The sequence below is a fragment of the Pelagibaculum spongiae genome, from assembly GCF_003097315.1.
GTDB classification, from domain to species: domain Bacteria; phylum Pseudomonadota; class Gammaproteobacteria; order Enterobacterales; family Pelagibaculaceae; genus Pelagibaculum; species Pelagibaculum spongiae.
Map to the genome: position 1 here is coordinate 164,625 of NZ_QDDL01000006.1, position 24,425 is coordinate 189,049.

At 43.6% G+C, this 24,425-nt stretch carries 22 protein-coding genes; 10 read left to right on the forward strand and 12 right to left on the reverse strand.

The window, feature by feature from the left end:
* The first annotated feature begins 9 nt into the window (after positions 1–9).
* From asd to DC094_RS14910, 3 genes are all read left to right on the forward strand, one after another.
* Positions 10–888, forward strand: coding sequence for an archaetidylserine decarboxylase (gene asd / locus DC094_RS14900; RefSeq protein WP_241504063.1), 879 nt, complete (start codon positions 10–12; stop codon positions 886–888).
* 274 nt (positions 889–1,162) lie between these two features.
* Positions 1,163–1,378 carry a cell division protein ZapB gene (gene zapB, locus DC094_RS14905; RefSeq protein WP_116687920.1) on the forward strand — a complete coding sequence of 72 codons (216 nt, stop codon included), beginning with the start codon at positions 1,163–1,165 and terminating at the stop codon, positions 1,376–1,378.
* Between the two features lie 322 nt (positions 1,379–1,700).
* Positions 1,701–3,689, forward strand: coding sequence for a neutral/alkaline ceramidase (locus tag DC094_RS14910; RefSeq protein ID WP_116687921.1), 1,989 nt, complete (start codon positions 1,701–1,703; stop codon positions 3,687–3,689).
* A 71-nt stretch (positions 3,690–3,760) separates the two neighbouring features.
* Here the strand turns inward: DC094_RS14910 and DC094_RS14915 are convergent, their stop codons facing one another.
* Positions 3,761–4,231, reverse strand: a complete 471-nt coding sequence (locus tag DC094_RS14915) for a GNAT family N-acetyltransferase (RefSeq protein WP_116687922.1) — start codon at positions 4,229–4,231, stop codon at positions 3,761–3,763.
* A gap of 290 nt (positions 4,232–4,521) precedes the next feature.
* On the opposite strand from DC094_RS14915, the gene DC094_RS14920 reads away from it, so the two are divergent.
* The 4 genes from DC094_RS14920 (at position 4,522) to DC094_RS14930 (ending at position 8,404) form a co-directional block, all read left to right on the forward strand.
* On the forward strand, positions 4,522–4,884 hold the full coding sequence (locus DC094_RS14920; RefSeq protein ID WP_116687923.1) for a hypothetical protein: 363 nt from the start codon (positions 4,522–4,524) through the stop codon (positions 4,882–4,884).
* A 259-nt stretch (positions 4,885–5,143) separates the two neighbouring features.
* A complete protein-coding gene (locus tag DC094_RS14925) occupies positions 5,144–7,249 on the forward strand; it encodes a metallophosphoesterase family protein (RefSeq protein ID WP_116687924.1) in 2,106 nt (701 codons plus the stop codon).
* Positions 7,250–7,572: 323 nt separating this feature from the next.
* A complete protein-coding gene (locus DC094_RS22150) occupies positions 7,573–7,722 on the forward strand; it encodes a hypothetical protein (RefSeq protein WP_158527345.1) in 150 nt (49 codons plus the stop codon).
* A 193-nt stretch (positions 7,723–7,915) separates the two neighbouring features.
* A complete protein-coding gene (locus tag DC094_RS14930) occupies positions 7,916–8,404 on the forward strand; it encodes a gamma-glutamylcyclotransferase family protein (protein WP_116687925.1) in 489 nt (162 codons plus the stop codon).
* Between the two features lie 13 nt (positions 8,405–8,417).
* Here DC094_RS14930 and DC094_RS14935 read toward each other — a convergent pair whose 3' ends face one another.
* On the reverse strand, positions 8,418–9,119 hold the full coding sequence (locus DC094_RS14935; RefSeq protein WP_116687926.1) for a hypothetical protein: 702 nt from the start codon (positions 9,117–9,119) through the stop codon (positions 8,418–8,420).
* Positions 9,120–9,181: 62 nt separating this feature from the next.
* Between DC094_RS14935 and DC094_RS14940 the strand changes: the two genes are divergently transcribed.
* Complete coding sequence (locus DC094_RS14940) at positions 9,182–9,427, forward strand: hypothetical protein (protein ID WP_116687927.1); 246 nt, start codon at positions 9,182–9,184, stop codon at positions 9,425–9,427.
* Between the two features lie 93 nt (positions 9,428–9,520).
* On the opposite strand, the gene DC094_RS14945 is transcribed toward DC094_RS14940, so the two are convergent.
* From DC094_RS14945 to DC094_RS14960, 4 genes are all read right to left on the reverse strand, one after another.
* Positions 9,521–11,215, reverse strand: coding sequence for an NAD-dependent malic enzyme (locus tag DC094_RS14945; RefSeq protein ID WP_116687928.1), 1,695 nt, complete (start codon positions 11,213–11,215; stop codon positions 9,521–9,523).
* Positions 11,216–11,432: 217 nt separating this feature from the next.
* Positions 11,433–12,659: a multifunctional CCA addition/repair protein gene (locus DC094_RS14950; protein ID WP_116687929.1), complete on the reverse strand. Its 1,227-nt coding sequence runs from the start codon at positions 12,657–12,659 to the stop codon at positions 11,433–11,435.
* 102 nt (positions 12,660–12,761) lie between these two features.
* The gene (gene argA / locus DC094_RS14955) at positions 12,762–14,054 is read right to left on the reverse strand and encodes an amino-acid N-acetyltransferase (protein WP_116687930.1); all 1,293 of its coding nucleotides are present in this window, start codon (positions 14,052–14,054) and stop codon (positions 12,762–12,764) included.
* A gap of 171 nt (positions 14,055–14,225) precedes the next feature.
* On the reverse strand, positions 14,226–14,888 hold the full coding sequence (locus DC094_RS14960) for a TIGR04211 family SH3 domain-containing protein (RefSeq protein ID WP_158527346.1): 663 nt from the start codon (positions 14,886–14,888) through the stop codon (positions 14,226–14,228).
* Between the two features lie 205 nt (positions 14,889–15,093).
* Between DC094_RS14960 and DC094_RS14965 the strand changes: the two genes are divergently transcribed.
* Both DC094_RS14965 and DC094_RS14970 read left to right on the forward strand, forming a co-directional pair.
* On the forward strand, positions 15,094–16,707 hold the full coding sequence (locus tag DC094_RS14965; RefSeq protein ID WP_116687932.1) for a CYTH domain-containing protein: 1,614 nt from the start codon (positions 15,094–15,096) through the stop codon (positions 16,705–16,707).
* 256 nt (positions 16,708–16,963) lie between these two features.
* On the forward strand, positions 16,964–18,505 hold the full coding sequence (locus DC094_RS14970; protein WP_116687933.1) for an FMN-binding glutamate synthase family protein: 1,542 nt from the start codon (positions 16,964–16,966) through the stop codon (positions 18,503–18,505).
* Between the two features lie 79 nt (positions 18,506–18,584).
* Here DC094_RS14970 and DC094_RS14975 read toward each other — a convergent pair whose 3' ends face one another.
* From DC094_RS14975 to pdxA, 6 genes are all read right to left on the reverse strand, one after another.
* Entirely contained in the window at positions 18,585–19,904 is a 1,320-nt protein-coding gene (locus tag DC094_RS14975) for a thioredoxin domain-containing protein (RefSeq protein ID WP_116687934.1), read from the reverse strand.
* Positions 19,905–20,036: 132 nt separating this feature from the next.
* On the reverse strand, positions 20,037–20,858 hold the full coding sequence (locus DC094_RS14980; protein WP_158527347.1) for a YhjD/YihY/BrkB family envelope integrity protein: 822 nt from the start codon (positions 20,856–20,858) through the stop codon (positions 20,037–20,039).
* A 378-nt stretch (positions 20,859–21,236) separates the two neighbouring features.
* Positions 21,237–22,076, reverse strand: a complete 840-nt coding sequence (locus tag DC094_RS14985; RefSeq protein WP_116687936.1) for a symmetrical bis(5'-nucleosyl)-tetraphosphatase — start codon at positions 22,074–22,076, stop codon at positions 21,237–21,239.
* Between the two features lie 31 nt (positions 22,077–22,107).
* Positions 22,108–22,485, reverse strand: coding sequence for a Co2+/Mg2+ efflux facilitator ApaG/CorD (gene apaG / locus DC094_RS14990; protein WP_116687937.1), 378 nt, complete (start codon positions 22,483–22,485; stop codon positions 22,108–22,110).
* Between the two features lie 132 nt (positions 22,486–22,617).
* A complete protein-coding gene (gene rsmA / locus DC094_RS14995; RefSeq protein WP_116687938.1) occupies positions 22,618–23,433 on the reverse strand; it encodes a 16S rRNA (adenine(1518)-N(6)/adenine(1519)-N(6))-dimethyltransferase RsmA in 816 nt (271 codons plus the stop codon).
* Positions 23,426–24,409: a 4-hydroxythreonine-4-phosphate dehydrogenase PdxA gene (gene pdxA, locus DC094_RS15000; protein WP_116687939.1), complete on the reverse strand. Its 984-nt coding sequence runs from the start codon at positions 24,407–24,409 to the stop codon at positions 23,426–23,428. The genes rsmA and pdxA overlap by 8 nt, the downstream gene beginning before the upstream one ends.
* Between the last annotated feature and the right edge of the window lie 16 nt (positions 24,410–24,425).

A 24,425-nucleotide genomic window follows, 5' to 3' on the forward strand; every position in this document is an offset into this window, starting at 1 on the left:
ACACTATCCGTGAAACAAGACAATACAGAACGCCTGATTGCTGGAATCCAGCATGCCGTGCCACACCATTTACTGTCTCGATTGGTTGGAAGCTTGGCTGCCAATAAAGGTATGCCAAACCTGAAAAACAAAATCATTCACTGGTTTATCAAACGCTATCAAGTAGATCTGAGTCAAGCTGAGAGAGAAGATCCGGAAAGCTACGAAAGCTTCAACGACTTCTTTACCCGAAGTCTGAAGCAAGGGATGCGTCCATTACCAGAAGATGCCAAGCAATTAGTATGTCCTGCAGACGGTGCGATTAGTCAGTTGGGTAATATTGAAAATGGCCGTATTTTTCAGGCAAAGGGTCATGACTATTCTCTGGCTGATTTATTAGGTGGAAGTGAAGAACGAGCTGCGCCTTTTCAAGGCGGTAAGTTTGCCACGATTTATTTATCGCCAAAAGATTATCATCGAGTTCATATGCCGATTGCAGGCCGTTTGACGCAAATGGTGCATGTTCCAGGTCGTTTATTTTCAGTAAATCCTCTAACCGCCCGACAAGTGCCTAATCTGTTTGCTCGTAATGAGCGAGTGGTTGCTATTTTTGAAACTGAGATAGGTCCCGTCGCTTTAGTTCTGGTCGGCGCAATGATTGTTGCTGGTATTGAAACAGTCTGGTCTGGCCTAGTAACACCACCGGCAGGCAAAGAAGTTCAGCAATGGGAATATCCAGAACAGGTTATTAAGCCAATTTGTCTTGAGCGCGGTGATGAAATGGGTCGATTCTTACTCGGTTCAACGGTGATTATGTTGCTGCCAGAAGGCAGTAGCGAGTGGGCTGAAAATTTGACCTCTGAATCAGTAGTTCGTATGGGTCAGTCGATGGGACAGATTCTTAAGTAACGCCACCAGTTTAAATTTTATTGCCTACGTGAATTCTTTTGGTAGCAGCGATAGCTTTCGCTGCTACCATCAAAGTCTTTCGAAGCAATGATTAAATTAAAGTGCATGTTCACTTAGCTCGCAGCGGCTAATAAGGTGCCATCAGTGCACTTTCTCTCCTCGTATAGCGGATTTTTATGTCGCAAATTTCGCCTTCAGCTTTACCTGATGCTGTCTCGCGCTATACTTCGTTTCCCCGGCTATGGAGCCGCTGAACTTTAAGTGAGCAATTATCATGGCGCTTGAACAACTAACTCAACTGGAAGGCCGGATTTCAGAAGTAATGGAACTGCTGAGCCTGCAGAAGATGGAAATTGAAGAACTGCGCGAAACCAAGTCTGATTTGGAAGCTGACAATCAGCGCTTGAAGGACGATATCAAGTCCTGGGAAGAACAATTGAGTGGTATTCTCGGCAAACTGGGTTCTGTAGAGGAAGAGGCGACTCTGTAATCTTTATACTCAGCTGGGGGGAAGTGCTTTGTACTGAACCCCAATGCTTTTCCCTTCTGATTCACCTGAAAAAATTCTTACAAAACCCCGCTGATTTTTAGAAACTTCTTCAATTAAAGTCAATTAACAGAATGACTTGCTACATCCTGTAACCTTTGCCACTAAAAGATAGAAAATGCTTGTGTTTTATTGATGCGGTAATAATTTAGAACTGCAATATAGAACGCCTGCCCGAAAACCAGCGTAGTTTTCTAACGGTTTTCAGACAGATTTCCAAGAATAATAATATGTTGATGCTACAGCATTAACAAAAGGAGATCTCATGAAGCACCTGGCAAATTTTGTTGTAGCTGCTTGTCTTTTTGTTGGCAGTTCAATCGCCAATGCATTTGAAAATAATTATCTGGTGGGTGTTGGTAAAGCTGATATTACCGGATCTGCCGCTGAAGTCGTCATGCTGGGATATGCCAATCCTGACCAGAAATCCTCTGGAATTCATACCCGTCAATTTGCCCGTGCTTTTATCATTGCTGACCCGGAAACAGCCAAGAGAATCGTCTTCGTTAATGCCGATGTCGGATTGTTATTTCAGTCAATCAAACAAGAAGTTTCCAGCCAATTAGCTCAAGAATTTCAAGGCTTATATGGCACTGAAAATGTTATTATTTCGGCAACTCACACTCATGCTGGACCCAGCGGGCAATCCCATTACACCTTATATAATGCGAGCGGTGCCGGTCATGCTAAAGAAAATTTTGACGTGTTGGTTGAAGGTATCGTTGATGCTGTGGCTCAAGCACATAGCGACCTAGCCCCCGGAAGTGCATTGATCAACCAGGCAAATCTTGACGGTGTGGTTGCCAATCGTAGCATGCCAGCATTTTTGAAAAACCCAGGTGAAATTACAAAACTCTATCCAGATGGTATTGATAGTTTAATGACTTCGTTGTGGCTAGAGCAGTCAGGAAAAACGATTGGTCTATTAAACTGGTTTCCAGTTCATGGCGTTTCCATGAGCATGTTTAACACTTTATTATCTGGTGATAATAAAGGTTATGCCGAGTATTTATTTGAAAAAGAAATGGGCGATGATTTTGTGGCCGCATTTGCTCAAGGTAACAGTGGCGATTTAACACCAAACGTATGGTTAAATGGAAGGGGGCCTACTGAGGATGAATTTGAAAACACCCGTTTGGTTGGTTTTTGGCAGTACCAAAAAGCCATGCAAATGTTCTATGAAACAAAAGATCAGTTAAGCGGAGCGATTGATTATCGCCATGCCCATAAAAATATGAGCATGCAAACTATTTCTAGTAAGTTTACTGGTAGCGAAGATCAGCAAACCTGCGTTGCTGCACTGGGGCCAGCATTTGCTGCTGGCACTGAAGATGGTCGCCCGGTAGAAATTTGGCATGAAGGCCAGACTAAAGCGGGGCTGTTGACTAAATTAGCTTCAACTATTTTATTCTTCCCAACAGAAGAAGATCGCGCTTGTCACCAGCCAAAACCAATTTTGATCGCTACAGGTAAAGGTTTTCCTTATCCATGGACGCCTGAAGTGTTGCCGATAGCGCTACATCGAATTGGTCAGTTTGGCATTATTGCCATGCCAGGCGAAGTTACCGTGGTCTCTGGCCACCGTTTGCGAGCGACTGCTGAAAAATATATGCCAGATCTTAAATACACTACGATTGCGGCGCTTTCTAATGCGTATTCTGGATATATCACAACCAATGAAGAATATTCTAGCCAGCAATATGAGGGCGGATCGACTCATTTTGGCCCTTGGACATTAGCGGCATACCGGCAAGTCTTAGCTGAATTGGCACAGGATATGTCTCAACAGCAATTAACTGCGGCGGGCCCCGAGCCTAGGGATTTATCTGACAAACAAATCATCAATATTACCGGTGTGATTTGGGATAACGTACCTTTAGGGAAACGGTTTGGTCAGCAACGAGATACTAAAGATTTTCCTCGAAATTATCGCCGAGGAGAAACTGTAGTTGCTGAATTCTTTACAGGCCACCCTCGTAATGATTTCAGAAATGAAGATAGTTATTTGCAAGTGCAGCAACGGAAAGGTTTCCGCTGGGTAACCATCGCTACAGATAATGATTGGGAAACCAAATATCACTGGAAACGCTTGAGCTGGTTTTGGGGAACATCCAAAGCAACTATCGAATGGACAATTCCTAATGAACAAGCAAAAGGCACCTATCGTATTGTCCATAAGGGTGATCGTAAGCGTCCATTCTCAGGGAAAATTGTTAGCTTCGAAGGTAAGAGCAAAACATTCAAAGTTAAGTAATCTAATAAAGAAATACTTTGAATTGTAAGCAACAAAAAAGGTCGTTAGGGCCTTTTTTGTTGCTTGATTCTTTACGGCTTCTTGAACTCAATTAAATGTGAGTCTTTGTTTATAGGTCGGGGAGATGATGAGGTGCGAATAAAACCGAGTTTTTTATAGAGTTGAATAGCCGGTAAATTCCTATCGAGTACCCATAAATAAACAGTGTTTTTATCGTAGTGATTGAAGTATTCCAAGCAAGCATTGATCAATCTGGTCGCAGTTCCAGACTTCCGATATTTTGAATCCACCATAACACCAATTAATGCCTTGTTGTTTCTGATGATGATTTCACAGCTTCCGATAAGTTGATCACCGAAAAAAGCCAATAAGTAAGGAACTTTATGAACCCTATTGCTGGCAATCAACTCTTTGATTCTGGAAGTAGATGCAGGTTGCCCGACAAAACAAGAGTTCTCTTGGTAAATTTCAGACCATAACAATTGTATTGATCGAGCATTCTTTATTTGAGCTTTTTTTAGCATCACAGATGGTTTGGTCATGGGCAACTCTGCTGTTGGTCTTTGAGCTTCAATATTGCTTGTGGATCTGCAGGTTAAATATTATCTAATTAAAGCGTAAAAGATGCAAAAAATAATCTTTTTTTGCGATGCATGCGTTGTATTGCAATGATTTTTAAAAAGAGTAATCTTCATAGTTAAGAGGATTTTTCGCTTGCTGAATCAGATAATAAATAATTTATTTGAATCAATTGGCATAGTGTAACGCTTATGCCCGAAATAAATGCGAAGACATAAGCGTGCTGGTAAAAATGGTAGTAAGGAGTTGCCTTATGGATATCAAACAAAAACTGGTTGTTCCTTTGTTTATTGCACTGGCAATTGTTTGTATGAGTATCGCGACAGGATGTGCGGAAAAGTTACCACCGATTCCGCCCAGCCAAGTAACGGGTGAAGCTCAACAGGCTGCTTGTGGGCAAATGATAATTGGTTATTCAAAACTGAATTTTCCAAAGTTAGGCAGTGCAAGCGCGCAACAACGTGAAGCACTCATTACACAAGCTAAAAGGATGAAAAGTGTGGGTGACGGTAAGCATACTAATGCGCAATTGCCTGCGTTCTTGTGGGGTCAATCAGCTAGCGAAGAAAGTTTCCAGGCTGAATTAAAAATGTGCATGGATCAATATGCTCAATAGCTTGGTTAACTTGTATGCTTTGCTTTGCTCTCCTCTGTCTGCGATACATACACCATGTAGCGCTGGCATTGCCTGACAGGGATGTTGGGCGCCTTCAACTATTGTTCTTCTTTAACCTTGTCAGCTTGTCTGAAAAAATTATGAATTCTCTGTGTAAACTGAGCTGACCGGTGCTGGTTGTACTTGTTAGCGTTAGTTAATCGTGCAAAATTATTATCTACTGCCAAAATATTCATTTGAAGTTCTGCTGTCTCAAAATATGTCATTAGTCGATAACCATTCAAATTTACCATTAATCGTTTGCGGTCCAATCTTGCGGCGGCTGGAGTCGCAGCAAGTGGTTCTATGGCTAACTTCGTCTCGGCCTCTATCTGGAGAGTTCGAGTTGTTTGCCACGCAGCAGGCAACTGAGAACGAAGTATCAAACAATCAACAGCTTGAGCAGGTATTAATACAGCGGGTTGCTCTGACTAATAATAATTGCCAGCAGCTGCAGATTGGCCAACAAGCATGGACTTGTTTGTTAGAGATTCATTTGGATCAACCGCTGGTGGCAGGTCAGCAATATTTTTATGACTTGCAGTTAGCGCAAAGTGCCGACCAGCTGTTTTGCTTGAGCAGAGATACACCACAAACTCAATTAACATACGCATCGGCCGATATTGGCCAGCCACAGCGTCCAAGTTTGATCTTTAGAGATAAACTCAGTTCTCTGTTGCATGGTTCTTGCCGATTGCCACATAGCGATTGTCCTGATGCGATGATTACTTGTGATCAACAATTGCAGCAAAAAATTAGCGATGGAAAGACTTGTCCAGATTTACTGCTGTTAACTGGCGACCAAATTTATGCAGATTCAGTTGCTGGCCCGCTATTGATAGCGATTCAAATAGTAATTAATAAACTAGGGCTGTGGCATGAAAGTTTTGCCAATGGATCAGAAAATGGATTTTCACAACAAGAGCCTCTTACTGATAGTCAGCAATTGATCGAGCATTCAGATAATTTATATCAGCGGCAAAAACTACTGCCTACTCAACATGCCACTATGCCAAACAAGAAAGCCGATCGGTTTTTAGCAAAAATAGGTTTTGAGCGACAGCCAGAGATATTTACCAGTACCCATCAAGAAAATCACTTAATTAGCATGGCAGAATTTAATGCTATGTATCTTTTGGTATGGTCGCCTGCGCTTTGGCCGTATATATGGCAGCAATTAGAGTTTCAACAATCGATTATTTTATCTAGATTAGAAAAAAAGCAGCAACGACTCTGGCATAAAGAATTAAAACAAATAAAGTTGTTTGCGAAAGGTTTGCCTGCTTGTGCCAGAGTGATGGCTAATGTTCCTTGTTACATGATTTTTGATGATCATGATGTAACTGATGATTGGAACTTAACTGCTGGTTGGGAACAGGCCGCATATGGCCATCCTTTTTCAAAACAAATCATTGGCAATGGATTAATTAGTTATTTTTTATTCCAAGGTTGGGGTAATAATCCAAGTGTTTTTGTTTCAGAAATATTGCCAGAATTAAAGCAGCTTTTTTCTGAACTAAAGCCGACACTGGCCACTGAAACTGTATCGGTAAGCAGTAGATTCTTACAAATTGAAAACCACCAACAAGCAATAAACAAATTACTTAAATTTGAGCGATGGCACTATAGCTTGCCGACTACGCCGATGGTTGTTGTATTAGATAGCCGAACCAGGCGCTGGCGTTCTGAGCGCAACTTAAACAAACCTTCTGGTTTATTGGATTGGGAAGCATTAACCGAAGCACAACAACAAATGATCAATCAACCTTCGGTGATTTTAGTTGCTCCAGCACCCATTTTTGGTGTGAAGTTCATTGAAACAATACAGCGGTTGTTCACTTGGCTTGGCCACCCTTTAGTGGTCGATGCTGAAAACTGGATGGCGCATCCAGGTACTGCTAATACCTTGCTCAATATTTTTCTGCATCGAAAAACACCCCAGAACTTCATTATTCTTTCTGGTGATGTGCATTATTCCTTTGTTTACGATGTGTCGATTCGTTTTAGAAGAAATAGCCCTAGAATTTGGCAGTTTACTTGTAGTGGCATCAAAAATCGTTTTCCAAGCGTGCTATTAAAAATTCTTGAGGCGGGAAATCGTTTTTTCTTTGGAGATTATTCACTGTTCAATTGGTTTACTAAACGCAAGCGTATGAGAATTCGCCAAAGGTCGGCACAAGAGGAAGTACGACCAAGGTTAATTAACCAGTCGGCGATTGGTTACCTTGAGCTTGATCAGCATGGAGCACCCACCCAAACTGGCTTGTGGCAAGGTAATGGAAAGCTTATCAATCTGTTGCCCGAAAAAAAGAGTTGCAACGACTGAGGTATTGGTTAAGCAAAGAAAACAAGAATGGCTTACATTCTTGGGTAGATATGTGCTTTAGCTATATGCACTATGTTAGATAGTCTTGATTTATCTTCTAGTTATCGGTTTCTTGAGAGTGCAATATAACGTTACTATTACTTTGTTTTTGGTGATGGTGATGATGCTCGCGAATTTGCGCTTGCATGGAAGTGGAAGTTGAGATCTATCTTTTGTTGGTAAGGCCAACTAAAAAGTTGATTTTTTACTCTTTCGTTTACTTTGCCATTAAAATGAATTAGCGAAAATTAGGATGGATTTTCGCGTCACCTCAGGAGAATCACATGAGTGACTTGATTACAGAAGCTTTGGCTGAAGGCATTTTAAGTAATGAATCGATGCAAATGCCAGCAAGAGCAGCACAGGAATTGCTGAGCGAAGATTCTGTTAGCAATAAAGATAACCAAGATTCAGCTGAAAAAAACGCAGCTTGATAATGATTGGTTGATCAAATTAAATAGCGGTGCGTTCAACTTCACCGCTATTTAATTAATAATTGTTTTTGATAGATTACTATGCAAAATAGTAATAATCTTTCTTATCAGCAATCAACTGATTTGCGACCCTTCTATTTCGCTGACTACACTAAGCTCATTGAAATAAACTTGCGCAGGAAGCGCTCCCACCATGAAATATTTTGCTTATGGCTCGAACATGTCTCAGTTGCGGATTCGACAAAGAATCAGCGCTGAGCAAATTTGCAGTGGCAAGCTGATTGGCTACCAACTTCGCTTTCATAAGTCTGGTGATGATGGTTCAGCCAAATGTGATGCGTTTTATACTGGAAAATCTGACGATATTGTTTTTGGTGTACTGTATGAAATTGATAACGAAGCAAAAAAGAAGTTAGATAAAATCGAAGGGCTTGGTGCGGGCTATCAGCAAAAGCAACTATATATTCTTGATCTTCAGGATGATGTTCATTTAGCTATTGGTTATGTTGCAACATCAATCGTTTATTCATTAAAGCCTTATGATTGGTATTTACAACATGTTTTAGTTGGGGCCAGACAAGCATTGTTACCTGCTGGCTATTTAGAAAAACTGCAAAACATAGACGCAGTTGAAGATAAAAATATCGAACGGAGCCATCAAGAAAAATCATTATATTATTAATTTAATGGCTTTATTATTTATGTTTTTTGTGTGCGTATTTGTTCCAAATACCCACGTTTTTCAATTGAGGCGTGACTAAATTAGCAGCTGGGTCAATTAATGATTTATCTATATCTTTCCCGTCATTTTGCCTGTCTATCGCAATCCAATATTGTTCAAAGTTAGCATTTCTAGCTTTTTTTATGTCAAAGGGCACTGCAATTTCTTGCTCCGTATTCTTGCTCTTTACAAATCGATAGCCAAATGCCACAAGGCCTATTAACTCCCTTCCTGTAACAGTTAAAAATGAACCACTTGGATTGATGATGTTATCTCTATGGCGTGGTGAGGCTAAATGGAATTGTATTTGGGCGTGGATGCCACCTAGCAGCCAAGCATCGTTCAATAAAAAATGCCAACTGGTGTTGTAGTGTAAAACGCTGCCACATCCTGAAAAAGAAGCTCTAGGATCTCTAATTTCACAGCTGTGGTTGGTTGTACCAAGATTAGACAGCTCAATTTCTTCTATAGAACTGCCTCGAAACCTGTCACGACTAGTGTTTATTCTGGTTCTACCACAGACTAAAAAACCTAATTTAGATCTGCTAGCATTTTTATAGAGTTGGTAAGCGTCTTCTTCGTTATATTTTTCTAGCCATGAAAATTTATTTTCAAGATTTTTATATTTATCTGATACAATATTTAATTCTTTATTGAATAGATGTTGGTCAAACATTTACTGTTATCTTCTTTAGTTTGATTTGACGTATGGATCCAGTATTCTTGTTGGAATGCTGAATGCTATTTGTTTCTTTAAATAATGTTTTTTTTAAAGGATCACTATCTTTCACATATTGGATAATATTAACAGGCATATTTTCTGAAATAAATTTACCTTTGATATATCAAAGTACTGAAGGAGTGGCGCTGGTGAAAGCAAATGCTGAGTTGGCGAGTAGTGCAGCAACAAATGTTTTCATAGAAAAATCCTTTTTGCATCTAATGTTGCTACAGATTAGTTGCCAATTTTTGAATGGATTGTGATCTGACGGCCATTTCAAAAAAAAGCCGATGCTGAAAAATTCAGCATCGGCTTTTTTGTCCAGAAAATTTCTGGCATCGCATTGTTTACATGAACTAACTAGCGAGTGTTTTCTGGTATTTCGGGCGCCAGTAAATTGCTTCAATCGCTTGTTCAATTGCGGCATCTGAAGATTCTAATTTACTGTAACCATCCGCGATCGCTTGCTTAGCAACCGCTACAGCAATTTTGTGACTGACTACAGCGAGATCTTCCAGCGGTGGCAACAATGAATCGCCAGGAGAGAAATCGCCGTTACTAATTTGTGATAATTCCAAAGCCGCAGCTTGCAGCATATTCTCACTGATCCGCGAGGCTTTTGCAGCCAAAACACCTAAGCCAATACCAGGGAAAATATAAGTGTTATTGCACTGGGCAATCACGTGTTCAGTTTCACCGATTTTTACCGGATTAAACGGGCTGCCGGTTGCGACTAGCGCTTTGCCTTCAGTCCAATTTAAAACATCTTCAGGGATTGCCTCAGCACGAGCGGTCGGGTTAGACAGCGGCATAATGATTGGCTGGCTATGGTTCTTAGCCATTTGCTTCATGACTGCCTCAGTGAAAATACCTGGCTGACCACAAACACCGACGATGGCATGCGGCTTAGCATGTTCAACCACTTGCAATAAATCGGCCCGTTCACCGGTAGTGCCCCAAGTTTTGGTAATAGATACCGGATGCGCCAAAGCTTGCTGGAAGGGATATAAATCTGGCTGATTATCTAGCACTAACCCAAGGCGATCGACCATGAAGATTTGTGCTCTAGCATTGGCCTCGGTAGCACCTTGCGCAACCTTGGCTTGAATAATGGTTTCTGCAATACCAGAGCCTGCTGAGCCTGCACCGACAATCGTCACGCGCATATCTTTAAAAGGAACATTGGCTCGCTGAGCAGCAGCGAGAATAGTACCCAAGGTGACAGAGGCGGTGCCTTGAATATCATCATTAAAGCAGCACAACTGATCTTGATAGCGCGCCAATAGAGGGCTGGCATGGGTGATAGCAAAGTCTTCGAATTGTAGTAAAACTTTTGGCCAACGGCGCTTAACCGCGGCGATAAACGCATCGGTCATCTGGTAATAGCGCTCTTCATCAAGACGATTATAGCGATGGCCCAAATAGTTTGGATCATCGAGTAGCTCTTGGTTATTGGTACCGGCATCCAGTGTCACTGGCAAGGTGGTATAAGGGTCTATGCCACCAATGGCGGTATACAAAGATAATTTACCGATCGAAATACCAATACCGCCAATACCTAAATCACCCAGTCCTAAAATCCGCTCACCATCAGTGACCACAATCACTTTAATATCTTGTGGCACGTTGGCTAGCATTTGATCGATGGAATCAATTAGGTCGTGGGAGATAAATAATCCGCGTGGTTTGCGGTAAATCTCAGAAAATAACTGACATGCTTTTCCGACTGTAGGAGTGTAAATAATCGGTAGCACTGAAGTTAGATGCTGCTGTAAAAAAGCATAAAACAGTGTTTCATTGTTATCTTGCAGACTTCTTAAATAAACATGACGGCGCAAGTCGGTCGTCTGTTTGTTATAGGTAATCTTGGCTCGATCTAGCTGGTCTTGCATGGTTTCCACTCGACATGGCAGTAAGCCATCGAGTCGCAAGGTTGATCTTTCTTGAGCGGTAAATGCGGTGCCCTTATTTAATAATGGGGCTTCAAGTAATTCTGTGCCGCGAACTGAAGTTTCAATTACCGTTTGATCGAGCCGATTAAAAAGTCCCATTTACAATTGATCCACTGATTATCATTTTTTCAATCATAGACAGAAGCGCAATATTTTACGGGCGCTGTAGCACAGCCGGACAATTGAGGCTGCTATGAGGGGGATTCTGTGAGGTTAAGCCTGAGATGAAGGCGATCAAAACTGATTAAATGCAAATTATCTAATGATCGCTGACGGTTAAAATCAACGACCATTAAATAAAATGATAAATGTTCAGCTATTCGGAATTGGAAATAGCTTGGCGAATAGCATTGACTCGCGCTTGATGTAGATGCACGCCGACTTCGACACCAGTAATTCCCTTGGCAACTATTTCTCTAGCATTAATGGTTGCTGCCGCTTGCTGAGCTTTAATTAAATAATTCCGCTGGGGCCATGGATTGTTTTCCAGTCCGGTTCTGCCTTTGGCATCGGCTTCGCAGGCGATTAAAAATGCAACAAATCTAGCAGGGCGACGCAAAGCATCGGTTTGTTCCAGTAATTTCAAAATAGTGGCTGGGCGTAATTGTTGGCTGCGATGGGCATGGGTATGCCAAACCGAAGTAAGCACTGCCAGATCTCGATATCGATTGGGAATTTTTAATCGCTTACAAAAATGTTCGATAATCTCCCGACCTTTTTCTTCATGGCCGCGGTGACTAGGCCAGAATTTTCGAGGAGTAACCCCTTTACCAAAATCATGGGCCAAGGCGGCAAAGCGAGTTGGCCCATCAGCACCAAGAAGCACTGCTTGCTGCAGCACCATCATGGTATGAATGCCGGTATCGATTTCCGGGTGCCACTTTTCTGGGTTGGGAACGCCCCATAAGCGATCCAATTCGGGCATTAAATGTTTCAAAGCACCTGCCTGACGCAGCACTTCAAAAAACACTTCTGGTTGTTGTTCCATCAGTGCCCGTTCAGTTTCTTGCCAAACTCTTTCTGGCGTTAAATGCTCAAGCTCGCCAGATTGGCTGATTTGCTGCATTAGCAGCATGGTTTCATCGGCGACTTTAAAACCTAACGGCGCCAAACGAGCAGCAAAACGAGCGACTCGTAACAGGCGAAGCGGATCTTCAAGGAAAGCATCTGACACATGGCGCAACAAGCGATCTTCAAGGTCTTGTTGGCCATTGAATGGATCAACAATTTTACCGTCAGTAGCCTCTGCCATCGCATTGATGGTTAGATCCCGGCGAATTAAATCTTGTTCAAGAGTGACAGATGGGTCGGCAAAGAAGGTAAAGCCATGATAGCCGTGGCCCGACTTGCGTTCGGTTCTGGCCAGTGCAAACTCTTCATGGGTTTTTGGGTGGAGAAATACCGGGAAATCTTTGCCCACCGGTTGAAAACCGTCGGCAATCATCTGCTCAGGAGTGCTGCCGGTAATTACCCAGTCGCGATCCTTGATAGGTAGACCAAGTAGCCTGTCTCGCACAGCGCCACCTACCAGATAGATTTCCATAGTTTACTCCTGACTCAAATCGGCGGCTATTTTCACACTTGGTTAGACAGGCTTCCAGTCGATTCGGCAAGATTTATTCAACTATTGATGAATCTTTGCGATTTAACCTTGCAGCGTTTTGATCAAAATCTTAGATTTCCGCTGCAAGTTATATAGTTGCTGTCGATCACCGGGCAAATCAGAGACTGGCCTTTCGACAAAACCTTGCTCGACAAACCAGTGAGTGGTTCGAGTGGTCAGTACAATCAGCTGATTAATGCCTAAGCTATGTGCTTTTTGCTCAATCCGCATTAACAATTGTTCGCCACGATGGCCGCCACGGTAGTCATTGTGAACGGCCAAACATGCCAGTTCGCCAAAGCCATCGCTTAAAGGATGAAGTGCGGCGCAGCCGATTAATAAACCGTCACGATCGATCACTTGGAAGCGATCCACTTCAGTTTCCATTACTTCTCTGGAACGTCGAACCAAAATGCCTTCTTGTTCTAGCGGGGCAATTAAATCGAGTAAACCACCGACATCTTCGATGGTGGCTTGGCGCAGCTGTTCATAACGATCGCCATAAATCATGCAACCGGCACCGTCACGGGTGTAGAGCTCTTGTAGCAACACACCATCGTGATTGAAATTGAGTAAATGCGAGCGACTCACCCCGTTGCTGCAAGCATCAAGTGCGTATTTCATTTGGTAGAGCAGCGGATCTTGATCGGTTAATTGTTGGCAGAATTGTTCAGCCATTTGCAGATCCATCCAGGAGATCGGCTTGCCTTGTTGGTCTTTAACAAGATCTTGAGTGCTTAGTTGAATCAGTTTGTCAGCCTTGAGAGCGACCGCAGTTTTACAGGCCAATTGGTGACTATCAAGCAAGAACAATTCGCCAGTAGGTGATGCGGCAATTGATGGCAGTAATACTAAATGTTGGTTATCTAATAGTTGCTGAATCGGCTCAACACGTACTTTTCTAACTTCACCACCAAAGCAATGATCCTGCCCATTTCTAACCCCAACTGGCATTGCAGTAACAAAGTTACCAGAGCTGACCGATAACTCCGAGGCCATACCTTTGCGAGTCAGCATGGCTTCTAACCGACTGCGAAAATACCCATTAAGTGAAATGGCATGGCGCAAAGCAGCTTCATCAGCCAATGGATAGCCTTGATGATATTCGAGCTGGCCACCAGATTCAGCGATGATTTCTGGCAACTGCGGTGACATGCCAAAACAGATAACAATTCGCAGGCCGAGGTTATGCAGCAAGCTGATGTCTTGTGCCAGATTATGCAAATGACGATCTTTGAAAGCATCACCGGGAAGGTTGATAACCACTGTGCGACCACGGTGCTGCCCAATATAGGGCAAAGCATCGCGAAACGGATGGACAAATGAATCGTTCATACTGCAAACACTGCCTGATTATTTATGCTTGACTGTTTATGCAGAAAAGCTGGATATATTTTCAGTGTAATAATGCGATGTATCGGCTCAGCTGTCGAGTAATCAATAAATATTCGATTACAGTTCGCTGTTCAGCGGTCGTCTTGGGGCAACCGCTGTAGCAAATCTTGTTTACCAATGCTGCTTAGAACGACCCATTAAACGAGAGATAACAAACGTGACCATGGCACCAAAGAAGGCAATCAAAGCGCCCCATAACCATTGGTCAGTAGTGCTGTCGTTTTCCAGCATCTGGGTTTGCTGTTCTAGCGATTGCTTTTGTTTTTCCAACTGAACCAGGCGAGTACGCATCTGCTCGTTTTCTTGGTTGATGCCGACTACATCGCTGGTGGCTGACTTCAAACCGCTAAAGTTTTGCTGCAATTGAGACACTTGCTCGTTGAGCTTTTTATTGTCTGCGTCTAGCTGTTGTAACTCGGCCTGCAGGCGAGTGTTGTCTGCGTTAACTGCAGTCAATCGCTGTTTGGTTTTTTCCAATTCAGTAGTCACTGGCTTCAGCAGGTGTCTAGCAATTTTTTTATTGCTCATAAACCGGCTGGCGATAAAACCTTCTTCACCACGGGAATTCTTTACCTTGGTGTAACCGGTTTCTTCGTTTACTGAGAGCACCTCAAGAGATGATCCTGAAGACATATTCCTAATTATTCTATAGGCGGTGCTTTCACCAGAGCGCATAGGCACCCAAAGCTGGTCAATAATATAAAGAGTTTCTGCCTGGGCAATGCTGCTCAGGAATAAGAACAAAACTGCAAATGTGCGTATGATCGAAGGCATGGCAATTAGTATTTCGTAGCGGCTTTGGAGGCGAAGAGACAGCCACCTGAGCGGGTTTTTAGAAACTACCATTTTGTCGCGACCTGCCTATGAAGTGCAACCCCTTTGCTGTGATATACCCAAACCACTTCAAAATATCGGGCTCAGCTGAACGCACATATTGATGTGACTTGGGTATATATCGCTAACTTTTTAGGAGCGCCTGATGACTCGAGAAATAGAATTAAAGTTGGCCCTTGCTGAAGGCCAGGGCATCAAGTTGGTTGAAACTGCTTTGCTAGGCGGTTTTCGTGAAGGTCGTGCCGATCATGGAACAATCCGCGACAGCTACTTTGATACGGCGGAACAACACTTAATACAAAGAGGTGTTGGGATTCGAATCCGTGATCGAGATGACGGGCGAAGAATCCAAAGTGCCAAATCTTCCGGACAAGGATTTAGTGGTTTACACGATCGACAAGAGTGGGAATCACCTGTATCAGAACTAAGACCGGACCTGTCTTTACTACCCGATTGGCTATTTGAATCGACCCAACAACGCCAACAGATCGACCAACAATTAGCGCCAGTATTTACGATTGAATTTGAACGATATACGTGGCAAATCGAATATGCCGATGCCTCGATTGAAGCAGTGCTAGACCAAGGTAATATTCGTTCTGGTGAACTCCATGACACAATTAATGAAATCGAGCTTGAGCTGAAATCAGGTGACAGTGAAGCTTTGTTTGATTTAGCTGCGGACCTATCTGAAAAACTGCAGCTTCGATTTGAAAACCAAGACAAAGCTAGCCGGGGTTATCAATTGACCCAGCAAATCCGCCTTGAACCAGAGCCGTTACAGTTTCCTGCTTTACCAGAGCAAGGCAATTTGGAAGATTTTATTGAACTGATTTTTTCTGCGGTGCTGAATAATTGGCAGCACAATGAATTGTGTTGGCAGCGTGCTAGGCGTGCTGATGAGCGAGCGGCAGATCTGCAATTCATTAAACTAGAGCAAGCGCATTTAGCCCATTGGGATATTGATACAGCAACGCCAGGCCATGAGCAGCGACTGGCGTTATCGTTTATTCAAATGACCCGGGCACTCGAAACTTTGATGACTTTATTGCAAGTGATGAAAGAACCTATTGCCGAGCCATTAAGAGTTGAAATCAGCCGGCCATTAGGCAATTTATTACATGCCCTGCAGCCGCTATCTCGCTTGTTGCAAACCGAAATTCGCATTCAGGGAATGGGCCATCGTACGCCAGTCAGTTTGACGCCCGTTTTGAATTTACTGGAAAGTCGTAAATTCTCAGTATTACGCCAAGCAATGAGAGCGTTGAGCGATAACAGCCATAACCGTTTTGTACTCAAGCTTGGCAAGTTGTTACACCAGCGTCACTGGCGCGGTAGGCTGAATCAGATTCAACTTAAACCTTTGCTACAGCCTACTGCCGAATGGGCCAGCCAACAGCTAGATACCCATTGGAGTTTGTTATCCAAAGAAATGGAGCAGGCCGATGATTGCCATAGCTGGTTGATGCTGGATCATCGCATTCATGAATTATTGTTGCTGTGCCAAACCAGTGGCAGCCTATTAAGTGATGGCTGTAGTGATTTTATTGCGTCGGTTCAATTGCTGCAGGGGCATATGGATCAGCTACATTATTTGGAAATTATTTTAGCGGGGTATGAAGGATTAGATGCTAGTGAAGCACGCGCTGAAATTGGTGACTGGTTGTCTCATCAGCAAGGCGGCACCTTGCACGATTTAGTTACTTTGAAACAAAAGCTTTTCTCACGTAAACCCTTCTGGCAGCTGCCAATAGCTTAACAATCTCCGTTTGTCTGCTGCTCATGCCCTTGTGCCAGAGCGGCAGAATTCCTCATATTTACCTTGGTCAGATATTGATAATCTTTTCTGTTGCGGTTAGCAGGCAGAATTTGCCGAAACTGTTATCTGGCTAACCCTGCAGTATGGTTTCAGCCGACTAAGCTTTATCACAAGCGGTGGAGAGACTGCTTGTTTGCATTGGCCAATTTTTTAAAAAGCCGAGCAAACAAATCATCTTTTTTTGAGGAAAAATAAAATGGCGGATCAGCCTGTAGAGTTTTTATTGCAAGCGATGCAATTCATGGTTGCCCTGTTTATCTTTGTGGTGGGTGCCGGCGTACTTTATGTCGCTGTACTTTACATCATAGATAGAACACAAACAGAGCAAACCATTCGTAGAAATTACCCAGTTTTAGGTCGTTTTCGTTATGCTTTTGAGCATATGGGCGAATTCTTCCGCCAGTATTTCTTTGCTATGGATCGGGAAGAACTGCCATTTAACCGGGCAGACAGATCATGGTGTTATCGGGCAGCCAAAGGAGTCGATAGTACGGTTGCATTTGGTTCAACGCGGCCATTAAACCAAACCGGTGAAGTGATCTTTGTTAACTGTCCTTTTCCGACGCTGGCAGAAGATAGTGTTCCGGCCAGTGCAGTTACTATCGGCACGCATTGTGAAAAGCCTTATACCACCAGTTCATTGTTTAATATTTCTGGCATGAGCTTTGGCGCAATTTCTAAGCCCGCTGTTTTAGCTCTGAGCCAAGGAGCAAAAGCTGCTGGTTGCTGGATGAACACAGGTGAAGGTGGTTTGTCTCCGCATCACTTGTCTGGTGGTGCTGACATCGTTTATCAGATAGGTACTGCTAAATATGGCGTAAGAACTGAAGATGGCGCTTTAAGTGATGAAAAACTGCAGCAAGTTGCCGCTCACGAACAGGTAAAAATGTTCGAAATTAAAATGAGCCAAGGTGCCAAGCCCGGCAAAGGCGGCATTTTACCAGGCGGTAAAGTGACCGCAGAAATTGCTAAAATTCGTGGTATTAAAGAGGGCACCGACTCAATCAGCCCTAATGGCCACACCGATATTAGAAATGTGACTGATCTGCTAGACATGATTAATCATGTTCGAAAGGTGACTGGCAAGCCGGTAGGTTTCAAAGCAGTCATTGGTGCATGGGGCTATTTGGACACGATGTTTGCTGAAATATTACGTCGCGGGCCAGAGAGCGCACCGGACTTTATTACTATCGATAGTGCCGACGGCGGCACCGGTGCAGCACCGGCACCCTTAATGGATTACATGGGCATGACCATCAAAGAAAGTTTGCCGCTGGTGGTGGATAAACTGAATGAATATGGTTTGCGTGATCGAGTAAAAGTAATCACTTCCGGCAAGTTGGTGACGCCAGCAGGTGTTGCTTGGGCACTGAGCATGGGTGCTGACTTTATTACTTCAGCGCGTGGCTTTATGTTCGCACTGGGTTGCATTCAGGCGTTGCAGTGCAACAAAAACACCTGTCCAACCGGTATCACCACCCACAACAAAAATCTGCAAAAAGGTCTGGATCCAACTAACAAAGCGATTCGAGTAGCGGCTTACCAGAAAACTATGACTAAAGAAGTCGGTATTCTTGCTCACTCTTGCGGTGTACCAGAGCCAAGACAGCTTAAGCGGTTCCATGCACGAGTAGTGATGGAGAAAGGTTTATCTACGCCATTAGATGAATTGCATCCACCGGTGGCAACTAATCATCAGTTGGTGCAAAAAATCACTCTGGAGCAATCTGGCAAGTAACGATTGATTGTCAGTTAGAATAAAAAAGGCGGTGTAACTGCATCAGTTACACTGCCTTTTTTGTAGATTTTATTTAGAGCTAAAAAGCTTGTTCTTCAACTAATATGCCGGTGCGACTGGCGCGTTGGCTGGCCAACTGACGATTTCTTAGCAAGCGAACAATTTCAAATTCCAACAGCTGCAAGCGACCTTCACCCTGGGTAGAAAAACTACCAAAGCTAAATGCTGGTGCCCGCCATAAACCTAACTTGGCTAGCGCCTGGCAGCTCTTGTCTAGCTCTTGTCTAGAGTTGATCGACCCAGCAATATCAATTGCTTCAGGACCTAAACCACCATAGCGGCATAAGTTAAGCAGAGATTTTTTATTGCCAACTTTGTCTTTGCTATTAAATAAGTGAGTGCCGGTTGCTACCAAAAATTCTGGAAGGCGGTCCTGCTGACGCGCCAGTTGAGCCAATGCACACAATTGAGTGGTCAATGAATCACTAATTTCAGGAATTCGAAGAATATTGCTGCCGCGTCTTTGTGTTGCCAGCTTTAAACTGTGCATCAGTTGACGGGCTGCCGGACCTTTTGGATCAGGCGTCGATTCAATACTCTCGACCAGACGTATATCTAACCGTAAGCCATATTGTTCGGCAATTTGCAGCAATTCTCTAATTACCAAGAAACTCCACGGGCTGGAAATATCGTGATAACAAGTGAGTTGCGGCGCATCTGGATCTGGGTAAACGCTTTTTGAAAGTAAAATTTTCTTTTGCAATAACCGGGCAATATTGATTTCTTTCTGGGGGAACTGCTGGTTTAACTGATTGGCCAGAGACTCAATCTGGTCAACACCCCAATAAGCGTTGTCCTGCCATACCAGGCAGCTTGCTCGCTTCAAACCTAATTGCTGCAAACGCTTTTCATCGGTGGCCAACCGTTTTTCAACAACCGCGCCATCAATCGAAGGCAGCTGATCTTTTAGATCCAATAAGCTGTCTTCATTAGCATGCCAGTAGGCATATGCCAAACGAATTGCAGGGTCTACAAAACGACGGTCGTCAGGTAGCGCAGCTAGCATTGCAAGCAGATCGCTTTCATGTTTGCTATGAATTTGATTTCTTTGTGCATCTAGCTCACGGCATGCATCGGGAAACTGCAGGCCGTAGCATTGCATCATGTCGCGGCAATCGCGTACTGAAAAGAAACGAGCAGCCACTTCCGGCAACCCTTTTTCAGCTGGAACACTTTTGCAAATCCTGAACTTAATAGGCAAATCAAACTGACGCGCTAGCGGCGGTGCAATCTGTAACAGCAAATAGCTATACGGATCGTCCAGTTTGAAGAAGAACTCTAGGGGCTGTTTTTTCTTAGCTCCCAGTATGTTGCCTAATCCTTTTAAAAAGCCGGCCATAGTAGTTAATCATTCTAACTTCCCAAACTACAATTCTCCGGCAGTGGGGCAAATGCTACAAGAGGGTTGAGTCACGAACTGGACATTTGGTGGCGTGACTTACGTCAGGTGAAGCAAGGAAACATTCTTTCATTAAATGTCAAGCGACTTAGTAAACGACAAATATCGGCTCAAAATAACCCCAACCAAAAGCAAGAAAAACGAAGCATGCATCCATAATAAAAATAACGGAACGCTGGCAAATACACCGTAAATCAATTGGTAATTATTGCCCTGGAGTGCCAGTAGGGATACGCCCCACTGTAGTAATTTCAGCAAGCTGGAAATGATTAAGCCGCTGGCAATCGCATTGCGCCAACCTACTTTGCAGTTAGGCAGAATGAGATAAACCAAAGTTAATAACAGTCCAATCATTAGCCAAGATAACAAGCCGGTGCCGGGTAATTGAAACCCTACTTTGCTGGTTGCTGATTCGACCAACGGTAAGCCTAATGAAGCAAATACCAGCGCACTTCCTGCTAGCAATGGGCCGAGAGTTAATAATGTCCAAAACAGGGTGAACCGAGCCACGATTGGCCGCTTAGAGGGTGCATCCCACAGTGCATTGAAGTGTCCCTCCAGTGAATAGACTAAAGCTAGCGCAGTCACTGCTAAAATTGCCATGCCGGGTAACGCTAAGTTTTGTGCGTGGTCAGCAAAACTTTTCAGCTTATCTAAAACCTGGCTGGCGCTAGCGGGTAGTAAATGATCTCGCAGATATTGGTCGAGAATCTGCTCGACACCGGCTAATTGCGGCAAACTACCTAAAATACCAAAGCCAACTGTGATCAAAGGAACCAAAGCAAACATCGCCGTCCAGCTTAATGCCGCAGCTCGGAGCGTTAGTTGTTTTTCTCCGGCTTCGGTAATAAATGATTTTGCGCCATAAAACAATTTATTGAATGCTTTTTTCACTGCAAATTCCATGGTGATGAATGAGGCTACACTTGCTGGTGTTTAAGCTTAATATAATGTCATATTCCGACAAAGCCAGCAGCAATTTATACAAAGCTATTCAATCTTATAAAGCAGCAATGCTTTGAAAAATAATGAAAATTGATCATGCTGAATGTATTGTATTGTTTTGGATTATTAAAACGCCCGTTTTTTAAATAAATGAGCACTGTTAGAAATGAATCGGATGTTAGAAATTCGATACTGTGATTTGGGTAAGGCAGACTGGAACTCTCAAGGGAAAGGAAGATAAATGAGCTGCATTTGACCGCGTAGCAGTAGATGGCGTCGAAAGTGATCTAGTAATTTTCGAGAGGCTTGTCACTTGCATCGGTAGGATTAAACTGACTGCAAACTCACCTGATGGAAAAGCTTGCCGTCCTCTAATCGCATGGCGGTCATCCAGCCGCCCCAGACACAACCGGTGTCTAGCGCATGTAGATTTTTAACGCCGGTCTTGCCTTGTAATGCCGCCCAGTGACCGAACAAAATTTGCTGGTCTAGGTTCTTTTGACGAGGAATTTCAAACCAGGGAACACAGCCTTTTGGTGGCTGGTCAGTATTGCCTTTGGTTTCAAACTCCAGACTGCCATCGAGGTGGCAAAAGCGCATGCGGGTTAAATGATTAATAATGCAGCGATAACGATCGGCACCGATTAAGTCATCACTCCAGCTAGCGGGTTGGTCGCCGTACATATTTTTAATTAAATCTTGCCAGTAATCACCGCGCAGCATGACTTCTATTTCTTTGGCTCGGCGCAAGGCTTGTTTTACCGACCAGCTTGCCGGTAAGCCTGCATGGGACATTAAAAAGCGTCGTTCTGGCTGATCTTCTCTTTCAGGGATAACAATTTGCTCGGCCAAAGATTGGAAGCGCAGCCATTCAATCAGTTCATGGCAATCATCGGCATCGAGAATGGGTTGTAGGGTTTTATGGACTTTTTTCTTACCAGGGAAGCTGGCTAGATATATTAAGTGCAGGTCATGATTGCCTAAAACGGTGATCGCAGATTCACCGAGATTTTTTATGAAACGCAAGCTATCGAGCGAGCGTGGTCCACGGCAAACCAGATCACCAACAAACAGCAAGGTGTCCTTTTTAGGGCGGAAATTAATTTGCTCAAGCAGCGCTTCTAACTCGCTCTGGCAACCCTGAATATCACCTATGGCGTAATGCACGAAAAATACCTGCTTAAACAGTGAAAATTAATTAATGCAGCTTTCCTGGCATTTGCAGAGAAAATGCCGGAATTTCTGCCTGAAACAATTGTTTTTCAGCATCAATCATTTCGTAGCTACCCTGCATGGTGCCTACGGGCGTGTCCAAATGGGTGCCGCTGCTGTATTGAAAACTTTTACCTGGCTCAATCACTGGCTGCTCACCGACTACGCCTGCACCCTGAACTTCCATGGTTTCGCCATTGCCATCGGTAATGATCCAATGACGATTTAACAGCTGCACTGGCTGTTGACCAAGGTTACGAATCGTAATCTGGTAGGCAAAAACATACAGCCCGGTTTCAGGCTCAGATTGCTCTTGTAGATAATAAGATAGAACTTCAATGTCTATTTGTGGTGTTGGGTTCATAGTTTTCTGTCCTATCTGTCCAGTAAATACCTGAATTGAATTTTGGCAGGTTTAGTAAGCCAGAGGCGCAATCAGACATTTCTTTGTTGTCTGATTACGCTAAAGAGGCCCATCAAATCTACATGATTCAACCTACGACTGTTCTGCAGCAGGCCGTTCAAATATATAGTTAGCGATATTGACGAAGGTTTCCACTGACAGCGTTTCGGCACGGGCTGTTGGGTTAATGCCAAGGCTTTCTATTTCTTCTGCGCTGATGATTTTTTTCAGACAATTGCGCAAAGTTTTACGTCGCATGCCAAATGCGGTAGTTACTACCGTTTGCAGTATTTTTAAATCCTTAGCCGGGAATGGCAGGGTTTCATACGGCGTTAATCGTACAATGGCTGACTCGACTTTTGGTGGTGGATTAAATGAACCCGGACCAACTAAAAATAACGGTTCAACTTTACAGAAATAAGCGGTCATTACACTTAAGCGACCGTAATTATTTTCTTTTTCATGTGCAGCCATCCGATCGACTACTTCTTTTTGCAGCATAAAGTGCATATCGCGCACCACTTTATGATTTTCTAGTAGATGGAAAATCAGTGGTGTCGAAATGTTATACGGTAAATTACCGATAACTCGCAGACTATGGTCACCATCGGCTAGCTGTGAAAAATCAAATTTCAAAGCGTCAGATTGGTGAACTGTCAGAGTACCCTTGCCATCGCAAATAAATTCTAGTTTTGGAATTAAATCTCGGTCCAGCTCGACGACATGCATCGATTGCGCCAGTGGTAAAACTTCGCTGGTAATTGCGCCAAGTCCTGGGCCAATTTCTACAATATTTTGGTCAGGTTTTGGATTAATTGAGGCGACAATTTTGCTGATCACATTTTGATCGTGCAGAAAATTCTGGCCAAAACGTTTACGGGCCTTGTGGCCGTGGAGGGCTTTACTCATAAGATGCTTCAATCATTTCTAGTGCACTGCTAATCGCTGCTTGTAAGCTACCTTGATCTGCTTTGCCGGTGGCGGCTAGATCCAGTGCGGTTCCATGGTCTACCGAAGTGCGAATAATCGGTAGTCCCAGCGTAATATTTACTGCGTTGCCAAAACCCTTGTGCTTAAGCACTGGCAGGCCTTGGTCGTGGTACATCGCTAAAACAGCATCAGCCTGCTCTAAATGACGTGGTGTAAATAAGGTATCGGCAGGTAATGGGCCGATTAAATTCATTCCTTGCTGATTTAATTTTTCCAGCACTGGAATAATAATATCGATTTCTTCCATGCCTAAGTGGCCGCCTTCACCGGCATGTGGATTTAATCCACACACTAGAATTTTCGGCTGAGCAATACCAAATTTATTTTGTAAATCTGCCTGCAAAATACCAATCACTGATTCAAGTAATTCAGCGGTAATTGCATCAGCAATATCGCGTAACGGTAAATGGGTGGTTGCCAAGGCAACGCGTAAGCCAGGGCAGGCTAGCATCATAACGACTTGGTCAGTGCTGGTTTTTTCAGCTAAAAACTCGGTGTGACCAGAAAACGCCACACCGGCATCATTAATAATACCTTTGTGCACAGGCGCGGTAACTAATGCTTGCCCCTGTTTTTTCTGAATCAGTTCAACGGCCAGGGCTAATGTTTCTAAAACATATAAACCGTTAGCAGCGTTTAGCTCGCCAGCGACTTCCTGTTGATTTAATTGCACAGGAATCACCGGCAATACGCCGGGCTGGTGAGCTTTAACCGATTCAGCAGGATCGATCACTAAAATGTCAACGTCCAGCCCTATTTGCTGCGCCCGGCGTTGTAATAACGCTGGGTCAGCAATTGCAACCAACTGAGCAGCAGCCGGTTGCATGGCAGCCATTAAGCTCAAATCTGGGCCGATACCGGCAGGTTCGCCGGGGGTAATTAATAATCGATGCATTGTTAGCTCGGGTCTT